Origin of the sequence: Carboxylicivirga taeanensis (assembly GCF_051851475.1) — a bacterium.
Taxonomy (GTDB): domain Bacteria; phylum Bacteroidota; class Bacteroidia; order Bacteroidales; family Marinilabiliaceae; genus Carboxylicivirga; species Carboxylicivirga taeanensis.
The window spans coordinates 1-13,388 of record NZ_JBPUSJ010000017.1; the positions used below are offsets into that span (position 1 = coordinate 1).

Genomic DNA, 13,388 nt, shown 5'->3' on the forward strand with positions numbered 1-13,388 from the left:
GTGGTATTCGTATATCTGGAAACGCCATTAACTCATCCGGGCGTTCTCCCGGCGATTGGCAGTGTTTATTTTCAAGTTTTATCAACTGCCAATAGATAATGGGTGTTACTTCAAAATGGACTGAATTTGCCGCCTATTTAAAGCGTTGCGCGTTTTAAAAATTGTGCTAGTCATGTTATGAACTTTACATTACTTAAAGCACCGGTATGTCTTAAATGGCTTGTATTTTTGCTCAAGATTAAGAGTTCGTATTTTTTCTTTCAGATGGCTTACCTTGTGATTAGTTGTTTATAGCCGCGTAATGGGCATCATTTATCCTTCTAAACGGAAGTCAAATTTCCTGTAATTTGTTGTATGAATTCCTGATGAATATCAACACTATTTGTTAATTATCACAAATTTGGTCAAAACAACTATAAATAGATAATTAAAACCTCACTCAGCTTATAGTATTTCGAGGAAATACTTTCGATTTATAAGTTAATTTAAGCTCTGTTATCATTTTTTGTGATTAAGCTGAAGACAGAATCATCACTTAAATAATTTTAAATCATAGTGCTAAAGTTGCTACGTGGGGTTTATATGTTTTAAAACAATCTTTTTTTCGGGCGAAAAATGAGGAAAAACTTTTATTAGTTTCTACTTTTGCTGAATCAATTTTATTAAACAATAAATTATTAAACATGAAGCCAACACATATTGAGCACATCGGGATTGCAGTTAAAGATTTGAATGAGGCGATTCCTTTTTTTGAAAAGGTTTATGGTTTAGAGTGTTATGCTGTGGAAGAGGTTGCAGATCAAAAAGTAAAAACTGCTTTTTTCAAAGTGGGAGATACTAAAATTGAACTGTTAGAGTCGACCGATCCTGAAGGACCAATTGGTAAGTTTATTGAAAAGAAGGGTGAAGGAATTCACCACATGGCATTTGCAGTTGAAAACCTGGCTGAGAAGTTGACTTTTGTAGAAGAGCAAGGGGTTCGACTAATTGACAAAACTCCACGAAAAGGAGCAGAAGGATTAAACATTGGTTTCTTACACCCAAAGTCAACATTTGGTGTGTTAACGGAACTTTGTGAAGATCCAAGTAAATAATCCCCCTTAATCTGACTAATTACTTACAATTTCTATGTCTACTCAGGATAAAATTAAAAAACTGATTGATCTCCGCACCGAGGCTAAGCTCGGTGGCGGAGAGAAACGTATTGAAAAGCATCATTCTCAAGGTAAAATGACTGCGCGCGAAAGAATCGAAGTTCTATTGGATGATGGTTCTTTTGAAGAATTAGACATGTTTGTTACCCACCGTTGTACCAACTTCGGAATGGAGAAGAATAAGGTCTTAGGCGATGGCGTGGTAACAGGTCATGGTACCATCGATGGTCGTGTGGTGTATGTATATGCACAAGATTTTACAGTGTTTGGCGGGTCTTTGTCTGAGACAATGGCGCAAAAAATTTGTAAAATCATGGACATGGCTATGAAAGTGGGAGCGCCCGTAATTGGCATCAATGATTCAGGTGGTGCCCGTATTCAGGAGGGAGTGACCTCATTAGCTGGTTATGCCGAAATATTTGAGCGTAATATATTAGCATCCGGGGTAATTCCTCAAATCTCTGCCATTTTTGGACCATGTGCAGGAGGGGCTGTTTATTCGCCGGCATTAACTGATTTTATTATGATGACTGAAGAATCATCATATATGTTTGTTACCGGACCTAAAGTGGTAAAAACGGTTACTGGAGAAGAGATTTCGGTAGCTGATTTAGGTGGTGCAGACGTACATGCTTCAAAATCGGGTGTGGCGCACTTTAAAGTTGAAGACGAGCAAGAGGGCTTATTGTTGATTCGAAAGCTTGTGTCTTACCTGCCGCAAAACAATATGGAAGAAGCACCGGTATTGGAATGCAAAGACCCGATTGATCGTTTGGATGATCGCTTGAATGAAATAGTGCCCGATAATCCAAACCTACCTTACGACATGAAGGAGCTGATTTTCTCCATCGCCGATGAAGGAGAATTTCTGGAAGTACACCGCAATTATGCTAAAAATATTATTACCGGTTTCTGCCGTCTGGATGGACAATCTGTAGGGGTAGTTGCCAACCAACCTAATTATCTGGCGGGTGTACTGGATTGTGATGCATCGCGTAAAGCCGCTCGTTTTGTGCAGATGTGCGATGCCTTTAATATCCCAATTTTAACCTTGGTTGATGTTCCCGGATTCCTACCTGGCTCTGGACAAGAGTATGCCGGAATTATCATCCATGGAGCTAAGCTGATGTTTGCCTATGGCGAAGCTACCGTACCAAAGGTAACAGTAACCATCCGCAAATCATACGGTGGAGCACACGATGTAATGTCATGTAAGCAGTTGCGAGGCGACTTTAATTATGCCTGGCCAATGGCTGAAATTGCTGTGATGGGCGCCAAAGGGGCCATTGAAATTCTTGAGGGTAGAAGCATTGCTAAGCTGGAGACTGACGAGGAAAAAGCCGCTTATGCTCAAAAGAAAACTGAAGAATACGAGACTGCATTTGCCAATCCTTACCAAGCTGCCTCTTATGGGTATATTGACGATGTTATCGAACCGAGAAATACACGTTTTAGGGTGATTAGAGCTTTCCAGAATTTACAAACGAAGAAAGTAACCAATCCACCTAAGAAACATTCAAATATTCCACTTTAAAATCCAACGGACCATGATTTTATTAATTGTTGATTCAATGACGTGGACCATTACGGTTTTAGGATGGTTTATAGTCTTTGTGGCATTGGTATTCTTAATTGGCGTGTTCTTAACAATTCCAAAAATATTAAACTGGAGCCTAAGGCGTACACTGCGAAAAAAGAATAAAGACATTGTTAATCAGGATGTTTCTAACGATACATTCACGATTACCGGTGAAACAAATGCCGCAATAGCTATGGCGCTTCATATGTATTTTAACGAACTACACGATGAAGAAAGTAACGTAATAACCATTAAACAGGTTAGAAAACGTTATTCGCCATGGAGCTCAAAAGTGTATAGTTTTAACAATGTTAACTTTCCCAGATAGCAGGACATGAAAAAATTTAGTTTTACCATAAGAGGTAATAAATACGACGTTCATTTAAAGGAACTTGAGGAAAACATTGCTCAGTTGGAAGTGAACGGAACACAATATGAAGTAGAAATTCATCAGGAGGTGAAAAAAGCCAAAACACCCAAGCTTGTTCGTAAAGAAATACAGCGCAAGCCCGGTGAAGGATTTATTACCAAGAACGCAGGTGGCGGCACTGTAAAAGTAAATGCTCCGCTGCCTGGCAATATCTTTAAGGTATTGGTTAAAGAGGGTGATGTAGTTAAAAAAGGTGATGTTTTGTTAGTAATGGAAGCCATGAAGATGGAAAACAACGTACTGGCTGAGAAGGATGGTACTGTTACTTCCGTTAAAGTATCAGTTGGCGATGCTGTTTTGCAAAACGATGTATTAATTGAAATAGCACAGTAAACCTTAAAACTGTTCTGTTAATTAAAAATTAATTATGAAAAGACTAATCACTCTTTTTGGTGTTTTATCGCTGCTATTTAGCTTGCAGTTTATCGGAGGTGGTTTTGAAGCCTTTGCTGCGGGCCCGGGAGCGGGAGATACCTTTATCGATCATGCATCAAAAGGGCTGGAAACATTTTGGAACTTTACAGGGTTTGCCAATGCACATTATACGAACTTTATAATGATTGGCGTTGGACTGTTCTTTATTTATCTAGCCATTAAATATGATTACGAGCCACTTTTATTAGTACCTATTGGAACGGGTGTTATCCTTGGAAATATCCCATTTCTTGCCGGTTATAAAATTGGTTTATATGAAGAAGGTTCTGTATTGAACTACTTGTACTTTGGCGTTCAGCAGGGTGTTTACCCGCCATTGATATTCCTGGGTATCGGCGCGATGACAGATTTCTCATCTCTTATTTCTAACCCGAAGTTAATGATTCTTGGAGCAGCAGCTCAGGTGGGTATTTTTGCCACCTTCCTTGGTGCTTCAGCAATGGGATTTACCCCTCAGGAAGCAGGTGCTATTGGAATTATTGGAGGTGCTGACGGACCAACGGCGATTTTCTTATCGTCTAAGCTGGCGCCATCACTCATGGGAGCTATTGCCATTGCCGCCTATTCGTACATGGCACTGGTACCTGTTATACAGCCACCTATCATGCGGTTAATTATTCCTAAAAAGGAGCGTTTGATCAAAATGAAGCCGCCACGTGCTGTTTCTAAAACAGAAAAGATCATGTTCCCGATTATAGGTCTATTATTAACAACGTTTATTTCACCATCGGCATTGCCACTGTTGGGTATGTTGTTCTTTGGTAATCTATTGAAAGAATCGGGCGTAACAGAGCGTTTGGCTGATACTGCAAGAAATGCCATGATCAATATCGTAACTATTTTATTAGGTATTACGGTGGGAGCGTCAACGCAGGCCAGTGAATTCCTGACAACCGATTCACTAAAGATTTTCGGTTTGGGAGCTGTATCCTTTATGGTAGCTACGGCTGGAGGCTTGTTGTTTGCCCGTCTGATGAATACCTTCCTGAAAGGGGATAATAAAATTAATCCTCTGATTGGAGCAGCTGGTGTATCGGCAGTACCTGATTCAGCCCGTGTTGTACAGCACGAAGGGCTGAAGAATGATCCAAATAATCACTTACTGATGCATGCCATGGCCCCCAATGTTTCAGGGGTAATTGGCTCAGCGGTTGCAGCAGGTATCTTGCTGTCATTCTTAATGTAAGAAGTGTTATAAGTATATATTAAGAGGCTGTCCGAAACAGACAGCCTCTTTTTTGTGGCCTTTTTTATACAAGTTTGTTTCTTTTACTTGCTAACAGTAGATCGTGTTATTTGACCGCTTGATATTCACTAAACATATGCGTTCTGAACTTATCATTGTACGTTCGAACCAAGGCTCTTAAATAGCGCGATGCTATATTCAGTGAGCAGTAATACATGTCTGGTTTTCAAATGGGGTTATCTGAAGCATTTTTAACCCTAACGGCTATAAAAAGTGCTCAATAATCTACAGTTATTGTTGAAAGGTAAGCAGAAGCCCTGAGATCGAAATCAGGCCATTAATCCATCCTTCTTAGCTTCACTAAAACTTCATTGTTCGACATCAGGTACAGATTTTGATTGAATCTGAAATAGGAATCAATGTTTCCCAAAGCAGTTAAATAGCTATCCTCCAATGCTTGATGCGGACATATGGCTTTGGTTGAAAGAATGTTGGTGAACGAGATAGCATTTGAGGCATCACTCACGTTTACCTGTCCTCTGAAATTGTTACATCCGCCCTTGCCTAAAATGGTGTTCTCATTGAGGTTTAATTCCAGTGTTTGTTCGCATCCTTCCGATAACGGGTTTTTCCCTTTTATATCCACAACTCCCCAAATATCATGCAAAATGATGGCAGTGGGGGCATAGGCTTTGCTTTCGGTAATTTCAACCAGTTCATATGAAATAGATGAAGCATCAGCCGGTGCATTTTCAACCGGTGTTTCTTTCACCTTGATGGTGTACTCTGTGCCGGGCTGGTGCGTAAAACCAATGATAGATGCGTAGAAATTCTGCCACTGATCATTGGGCGATTTCTTGATTAATAAACACTTCATTGGCCCTACACCCACACAGTCAACCTTATAGGGTGCCACATAGTAGGTCTTGATTGTTTCAGTACTGGCGTCTTTCTTTTTACTGCCAGTGAATGAGCAGGATGCAAGGCCTAAAATCAAAATAGAATACAGTAATTTTTTCATGGTAATATGTTTTATTACCAGCTTAAATTACAATATAAATTTCAACTTTTTTCGCTTATCAGTTGATTATTCTTCATAATAGCCATACCCGTAACCATAGCCATACCCGTAGCCATAGCCATATTTACTGCGTTTGGCATGCAAATCGTTTAAAAGGATACCGACGTTAGTGATATCTTCTTCCTGCATATTTTTGATAGTTTGTGCCAGTACCGATTTTATGGTATGCTGCTGTCTGACCAAAAATACCAGCGTATCCGTGTGTCTGGCAAGTAAATAGGGGTCAGAAACAATTCCCATGGGCGGAGTGTCAATAATGATGATGTCAAACTGTGTTTTTAACTTGTCGAGCAGTAGTTTGGTCTTGTCGGAGCTTATAAGCTCAGAGGGGTTAGGAGGGATATTCCCTGATGGAACAATGGTTAGGTTTTCTTGTCCCGAATCCATCAGTATGTCCTCATAACTTACTTTTCCAATCAGGTAATTGGAAATACCCATTCTGTCATTAATATTGAATATCTTATTTAGCCCCGGTTTTCGCAGGTCGAAACCAAGAAGGGCTGTTTTTTTGCCGCTCAGGGCAAAGGCTGCTGCTAAATTCAGCGCACAAAAGGTTTTGCCTTCTCCCGGCATTGATGACGACACCCCAATGATTGGTGAATTGATATCCCGGTTCATAAATTCAATACGCGTTCTTACCCGTCTGAATGTTTCGGTCACGATTGACTTGGGATGGGCATATACCACATTGTTTTCTTCATTTTTACTGTGTATGATATGGCCCACAATAGGCAATGATGAGATGCGCTCAATATCATCGGCATCAATAATCTTATTATTAAGGATTTGTCTTAGTCCTAAAAATACCAACGGAATGAAAAGCCCAAGCAAGAGTGCTTTCTTTTGGTTGCCGGCTTTATCAGGCGATACTTGTCCGGAGTAGCGGGCACTCTCCAGTATCTGGTGGTCAGGTGTGTTGGAGGCCTTCTGTATTTGCGCTTCCGACTGTTTGCGTTGCAGGAAGGTATAAACTTCGTTGCTTAATTCAAATTTGCGTTCTATCCCTAAAAGGCGACGTTCTGTTTCTGGTAGCCTGAATAATTCCTGCTCATTATGGACTTTTTCGCTTAGTAAACGCGATCTGTTTTCTTCCAGAATATTTAATTGACTTGTAATTGTTTTTAGCAGTGTTTTGCGGGCAATCTCAATCTGGTTTTCAATGTCCTTATTAGCCAGGTTGAGTTCTTCTCCATACGAACCGATCACCGATAAGCGCTGTGAATTGAGCTCAACAATGGCCTTTATTTGTTCCCGCAACAGGGAGTTATCTGTTTCATAAATGGCCGGAGCCAGCACTTTTTCGCTACTGATGCTGTTGGAGAAATAATCCTGTAGATACAAATAATAACTTTTTCTGATTTCAAGTTCAGTCAACTTTTGCTCAATATTTTGCATGCCGCCAAACAACAGTTCGGCCTTGGCAGAAACACTCTGGATGCGATTGTTTGTTCTGAACTGGCTCAGTTCGGTACCCGCCAACTGAAGGGTGTCGGCAATCATTACCAGCTGTTGGCTGATAAAATCAATTGTATTAGTCGCAATAAGGTTCTTTTGCCTTAGGTTGTTGGCAATAAATACTTCAGCCAGTTTATCAAGAAAAACCGTGTTTTTATTATGGTTGCGGCCGGTTATGGATACTTTAATTATCGAAGAGCCTTCGCTAGGCAATTGGGCCACGAGATTTTTTTTATACTGTCCGGCCAAATCCAGTGGGTCATTAAATACAAAATATTGCTCCACATTGGAATTTTGATTGAGTGAGAGCGGTACAACTGAAAATGATGCCCACGGGGTATTAACAGCTTCATTGTAGTCCACTATCGCCTCAAACTTAATTGGCTCAGTTGAGCCGCCGGATTTATTGTCACTATAGATATAGGTATTTGCAGGTACTTCTGATTTAATGGTAATTTTGCACTGCTTTTTATTGATGGGCAGTACATAAATGGGTGTATTGATAAGCTGAGGGTGTGTTGAATCAAACTGAACAATGAAGTTGGTATTTCGGTACATTTCCGTGTTCTTCAATCGGCCTTCAGCAAAGTAGCTCACATGAAAATCGAGCTGATTAATGGTTTGCTGCACTATGTCCCAAGAGGTGAGAATGGCAATTTGATTATCAACACTACGCTGCCCGGGCGTTAAGCCAAAGCCCTGCATGATGTCATTTTTCGACATAGCTTCGCCCCGCTCTTCCATCAGCAAAGTAATGGTTGCCTTGTAAACCGGGTGAATATAGCGATGGGCCATAAACACACTTAGTAAGCTAATGGGAATGGTGATAGCAAAAAGCCACCAGTAATGCATTAAATCCTGAATAAAACGCTTAATATCAATGTTAAATAACGAGCTGTTTGCTTGTGAATTATTTGTTTCTGGCAACATGAATTTTATTTAATAACTGTTTGTAGGGTTAAGTAGAGTGCAAGTGCTGTCGTTATCAGTCCGATAGAGAATGATTCCCCAATACCCAGTTGCTTGGCTTTCATCGGACGGACATATAACATGTCGTTGGGGTAGATATAGTAGTACTCTGAATTGATGATGTTTTTATCAGTCAGATCAATCTCATAGGTAACCGCCCCTTCGGGCTGTTGTCTAACCAACTGAAGTTTACGTTGTTTACCAAAAGGGGTAATGCCTCCGGCCAAAGCAACCGCTTCAAAAATGGTGATTTGTTCTTTCTGCATGGTTTGAACGCCTTGCTTTCTAAACTCGCCCAGTGCGGTAAACGTGTTGGATGCGAGCTTAAAAGTGAGGCTATACTCTTTCAAAAAAGGCTTCAAAGCCTCCTGTACTTTTTCTTTTCCCGATCGAATATTGCAGCCTTTTAAGTTGATTTGGCCCACGTACGGAAAATCAATGTTCATCGAGTCGTCAATCTGGTAGTAGAAAAAGTTTTGGTTTCGCTGGTTATTCACACTATTACTGCTGGATTGATTGAAGAATTCAGATATTTTCGGGTCGGGCGTTGATACATTAATGAATAAATAATCGTTTGGCTGAAGAAAATATTTGTCAGTAATATTAGCAAGCGGACTATACGGATTTTCGTAGTGCTTATCTGAGCTTTTATCCTGAAGCAGTACATATTCTTTTTGAGGAATACAGCCGGTTAATAAAAGAGAAATAATAAAAATAATGGTGAATAATCTGTTCAGGTACTTCATTGTTCTGTTTTGATAGATATCTTTCTACAGCACTGTTCGCAGGCCTTGATAGATAATCGTTTAAAAATAGAAAAAAAGAAATGCAATATAATTGCTGTCTGCAAAAATAAGGTTTTATTCTTTATTGTTAAGCGAATTTAAAGGTATTAAAGTTTGTGTAAGGACGATACTCAAAAATAGGTTTTTTATAAACATCTACAAGGGTTTGTTTAGCAGACGAATGAAGACATTGGTAAGCGCTTTAAAATCGGTGATGCTGCCAGTCGCGAATTAATTCTGTTCACTTCTGCATAAAAACTGCTAACAATGTCTTTAAATTTTTTATTTTTGCAGCAAATTTTAAATAGTAACAGGATGTTTGAGAATCTGAGCGAAAGGCTGGAGAGGTCATTTAAACTACTGAAAGGTGAGAGTAAAATCACCGAACTAAATATTGCTGAGACACTGAAGGATATCCGTCGCGCTTTGCTGGATGCCGATGTCAACTATAAAACTGCCAAAACCTTTACCGAAACTGTTAAGCAGAAGGCCATGGGCCAGGATGTGCTGAATGCAGTTAAGCCGGGTGAGATGATGGTTAAACTGGTGCACGATGAATTGGCCGTTTTGATGGGTGGTACATCGACAGATATCAATCTGAACAACACGCCTAGCATTATTTTAATTGCTGGTTTGCAGGGGTCTGGTAAAACTACCTTTACCGGTAAGCTGGCCAACCTGTTAAAAACCAAACGCAGTAAAAATCCGTTGTTAGTTGCCGGTGACGTATATCGACCGGCTGCAATCAACCAGCTACAGGTACTTGGGGAGCAAATTGGTGCACCTGTTTATACCGAAGAGGGCTGTAAGGATCCGGTTAAGTTGGCTAAAGATGGTATTGCTCTGGCGAAAAAAGGAGCGCACGATGTGGTTATTATCGATACCGCAGGTCGTTTAGCCATCGATGAGCAGATGATGGAGGAGATATCAGCCGTTAAGAAAGCGGTTAATCCCGATGAGATTCTGTTTGTAGTGGACTCAATGACCGGTCAGGATGCTGTTAATACGGCCAAAGAGTTTAATGATCGACTGGATTTTGATGGAGTTGTATTAACCAAGCTGGATGGTGATACCCGTGGTGGTGCTGCCTTATCTATCCGAAGCGTGGTTGATAAGCCTATTAAGTTTGTGGGTACGGGCGAAAAAATGGAAGCACTGGACGTGTTCCACCCGAGCCGTATGGCCGACCGTATTTTGGGTATGGGTGATATCGTATCGCTGGTTGAGAGGGCTCAGGAGCAGTACGATGAAGAAGAGGCACGCAAGCTGCAAAAGAAGATTGCCAAGAATCAGTTCAATTTCGATGACTTTTTAAAGCAGATACAGCAAATCAAAAAGATGGGTAACCTGAAAGATTTAGCTGCGATGATTCCCGGGATGGGCAAGATGCTGAAAAACATCGATTTTGATGATGATGCGTTTAAAGGCATCGAAGCGATCATTCGTTCCATGACGCCAGAAGAACGTGACCAGCCAGCCATTATTAATGGCAGCCGAAAGAAGCGAATTGCGGCAGGTAGTGGAACAACCATACAGGAAGTGAATCGCCTGATTAAGCAATTTGATGATACCCGAAAGGTGATGAAGATGATGACCTCGGGGAATAAAATGGGGAAAATGATGGGCAAGATGCCGATGGGACGACGCCGATAAAATATGAAATATTGAAAAGAAGCACAGTCGTGCTTCTTTTTTTATATACAAACCCGAAAATTGAGAACCATGCAACTGATTGATGGAAAATTAACATCGAAAGAAGTACGTAAGGAAATTGCTGCCGAAGTGGAAGCAATAAAAGCGAATGGTGGTAAAATTCCCCATTTGGCGGCCATATTGGTAGGGCATGATGGCGGCAGCGAGTCGTACGTATCCGGTAAGATGAAAGCTTGCGAAGAAGTAGGCTTTAAGTCGAGCCTGATTCGTTTTGAAGAAAGTGTTACTGAAGAGGAGCTGCTGAACAAGGTTAAAGAATTAAATAACGATCCGGATATTGATGGCTTTATTGTGCAGTTGCCACTGCCCAAGCACATTGATGAAGATAAAGTGAATGAGACCATTGACCCCCGAAAAGATGTGGATGGCTTTCATCCGGTCAATGTGGGGCGCATGGCAATTGGTATGCCTGCCTTTATTTCAGCAACACCACAAGGCATAATGGAACTGCTAAAACGTTACCAAATTGAAACTTCGGGTAAGCATGTGGTAGTTATTGGTCGCAGCAACATCGTGGGGCGCCCAATGAGTATTTTGCTGTCGCAAAAAGGAACTCCGGGTAATGCAACTGTGACGGTAGCTCACAGCCGTACCGCTAACCTTAAGGAGGTATGTTTGCAGGCCGATATCATTATTGCTGCAATTGGTTCTCCTGGTTTTGTAAAGGGAGATATGGTTAAAGAGGGAGCTGTGGTAATAGATGTTGGTACAACGCGTGTAGCCGCAACGGACACCAAGTCGGGCTGGCGCCTGAAAGGTGATGTGCTCTTCGACGAAGTAGCACCAAAATGTTCCTACATCACCCCTGTACCGGGTGGGGTTGGACCAATGACCATTACTTCGCTGATTATTAACACGCTTAAGTCAGCCAAAAAAGAAATATATAGCTAATAGCGTTTGAATGACAATTAGAGGCCAGCATTTTTTTTGCTGGCCTTTTTTATTTAGTATATATCAGTCTAATAGTTGCTTAGGTTGTTTTTATTGAGATAGATTAATAATTCATTGATTAATGATAATTGCAGGGAGTTGAATATCAGCTGAATCTGTTCTAACTTAAGAAAAAACTATCCTATGAAATTACCTAAATCTTACTACAATCCACTGTCGTTAGTAGGTACGATTATTGCTGTGCTTGCTCTGCTGTTGATCATCCTTTCGGTGATCTTCTCCTTTGTATTCAATGCAGGAAGCTCATACCTGGGGCTGTTTACTTACATCCTTTTGCCGTCGATATTAATTATGGGTTTAATATTGATTCCGATAGGCATGATACGTGCCATCAGAAGGGCCCGAAAGGCCAATGAGCCGGTATCGACCAAATGGATCGTGATCGACTTTAATGATCCTCGCTATCGAAATGCAGCCGCCTTATTTATTATTGGCACCGTGGTATTTATGCTGTTAACGGCTGTAGGAAGCTATGAGGCCTACCATTATACCGAATCGGTGGAGTTTTGCGGACAGGTTTGCCACCGGGTGATGGAACCGGAGTACATTACCTATATGAACTCATCGCATGCGCGGGTGGCTTGTGTCGAATGTCATGTTGGGCAGGGAGCCAACTGGTATGTTAAATCGAAACTGTCAGGGCTGTATCAGGTGTATGCGGTGCTGGCCAACAACTATCCAAGACCGATTCCAACGCCTATTAGCAGTTTACGACCGGCCAAAGAAACCTGCGAGGAATGCCACTGGCCCGAAAAGTTTTACACCCCTCGTATGCAGTACGAAAAGCATTATCTGTCGGATTCCTTGAATACGCAGTGGGGCATTCAGCTATTGATAAAAACCAATAGCCATCACAGCTCCACCAACCTGGCCGAAGGCATCCACTGGCACATCAATCCCAATGTGCGTATTGAGTATATTGCCGAGGATGAAAGCCGGGAGGTTTTGCCATGGGTGCGGTCCATTAATCTGGCAACGGGCGATACGGTGGTGTATGAAGATAGCTGGGCACCACTAGATTCGGCCACTATAGCTACATCAGTACCAAGGGTGATGGACTGTATGGACTGCCATAACCGTCCTTCGCACAACTATATGCTGCCTCAGCAGTTTGTTGATGCCGGCATTGCCGCCGGAGACATTCCGCTTCTGCCCGAGATAAAGCGGCTGAGCATGTCGATATTAAAAGATCCATATCCAACGAGCGATTCGGCTCTTGCTGTTATCCGCTCTGAGCTCAGTGCTTTTTATGGAGATAACTATCCCGATATTACAAAACAGACCATTGAGAAGGCTATAGAAGGGGTGTCCAGTAGGTATTTACGTAATATTTTCCCCGAGATGCAGGCTAGTTGGGACGTTTATTCGGATCATATTGGACACATTGAGTATAACGGCTGTTTCCGCTGCCATAATGATACGCATGTAAGTCAAAAAGACGATAAGATATCACGCGATTGCGAGGCCTGTCACTCAATACTGATGCAGGGGTCACCGGGGAATGAAGATTATGCAACTGGTTCGGAAACCTTGCCTTTCAGGCATCCGGTTGATATCGATGAAGTTTGGAAAGAATCTTTATGTACTGATTGCCACCGTTACCTGTACTTATAGTCGGTGCTGCAGAAACAGGTAAGGCCCTGCAACAAT

The 13,388-nt window shown here is 41.5% G+C and carries 11 protein-coding genes; 8 read left to right on the plus strand and 3 right to left on the minus strand.

What is annotated here, in order from left to right:
* Nucleotides 1-683 precede the first annotated feature (683 nt).
* The 5 genes from mce to ACSX1H_RS17355 are packed head-to-tail and all read left to right on the plus strand — an operon-like array spanning nt 684 to nt 4,784.
* On the plus strand, nt 684-1,094 hold the full coding sequence (gene mce, locus ACSX1H_RS17335; protein ID WP_439185503.1) for a methylmalonyl-CoA epimerase: 411 nt from the start codon (nt 684-686) through the stop codon (nt 1,092-1,094).
* Nucleotides 1,095-1,128: 34 nt separating this feature from the next.
* Nucleotides 1,129-2,688, plus strand: a complete 1,560-nt coding sequence (locus tag ACSX1H_RS17340) for an acyl-CoA carboxylase subunit beta (protein ID WP_439185504.1) — start codon at nt 1,129-1,131, stop codon at nt 2,686-2,688.
* Nucleotides 2,689-2,701: 13 nt separating this feature from the next.
* On the plus strand, nt 2,702-3,061 hold the full coding sequence (locus ACSX1H_RS17345) for an OadG family protein (RefSeq protein ID WP_439185505.1): 360 nt from the start codon (nt 2,702-2,704) through the stop codon (nt 3,059-3,061).
* A gap of 6 nt (nt 3,062-3,067) precedes the next feature.
* Complete coding sequence (locus tag ACSX1H_RS17350) at nt 3,068-3,496, plus strand: biotin/lipoyl-containing protein (protein WP_439185506.1); 429 nt, start codon at nt 3,068-3,070, stop codon at nt 3,494-3,496.
* Between the two features lie 34 nt (nt 3,497-3,530).
* Nucleotides 3,531-4,784 carry a sodium ion-translocating decarboxylase subunit beta gene (locus ACSX1H_RS17355; RefSeq protein WP_439185507.1) on the plus strand — a complete coding sequence of 418 codons (1,254 nt, stop codon included), beginning with the start codon at nt 3,531-3,533 and terminating at the stop codon, nt 4,782-4,784.
* Nucleotides 4,785-5,121: 337 nt separating this feature from the next.
* On the opposite strand, the gene ACSX1H_RS17360 is transcribed toward ACSX1H_RS17355, so the two are convergent.
* The 3 genes from ACSX1H_RS17360 to ACSX1H_RS17370 form a co-directional block, all read right to left on the minus strand.
* Complete coding sequence (locus tag ACSX1H_RS17360; protein WP_439185508.1) at nt 5,122-5,805, minus strand: DUF4377 domain-containing protein; 684 nt, start codon at nt 5,803-5,805, stop codon at nt 5,122-5,124.
* Between the two features lie 66 nt (nt 5,806-5,871).
* Complete coding sequence (locus ACSX1H_RS17365; RefSeq protein ID WP_439185509.1) at nt 5,872-8,250, minus strand: GumC family protein; 2,379 nt, start codon at nt 8,248-8,250, stop codon at nt 5,872-5,874.
* A gap of 5 nt (nt 8,251-8,255) precedes the next feature.
* Entirely contained in the window at nt 8,256-9,035 is a 780-nt protein-coding gene (locus ACSX1H_RS17370) for a polysaccharide biosynthesis/export family protein (protein ID WP_439185510.1), read from the minus strand.
* Nucleotides 9,036-9,389: 354 nt separating this feature from the next.
* On the opposite strand from ACSX1H_RS17370, the gene ffh reads away from it, so the two are divergent.
* From ffh to ACSX1H_RS17385, 3 genes are all read left to right on the plus strand, one after another.
* Nucleotides 9,390-10,727, plus strand: a complete 1,338-nt coding sequence (ffh, locus tag ACSX1H_RS17375; RefSeq protein ID WP_439185511.1) for a signal recognition particle protein — start codon at nt 9,390-9,392, stop codon at nt 10,725-10,727.
* Nucleotides 10,728-10,796: 69 nt separating this feature from the next.
* On the plus strand, nt 10,797-11,678 hold the full coding sequence (folD, locus tag ACSX1H_RS17380; protein ID WP_439185512.1) for a bifunctional methylenetetrahydrofolate dehydrogenase/methenyltetrahydrofolate cyclohydrolase FolD: 882 nt from the start codon (nt 10,797-10,799) through the stop codon (nt 11,676-11,678).
* A gap of 183 nt (nt 11,679-11,861) precedes the next feature.
* A complete protein-coding gene (locus ACSX1H_RS17385; protein WP_439185513.1) occupies nt 11,862-13,352 on the plus strand; it encodes a cytochrome c3 family protein in 1,491 nt (496 codons plus the stop codon).
* Nucleotides 13,353-13,388: the final 36 nt, after the last annotated feature.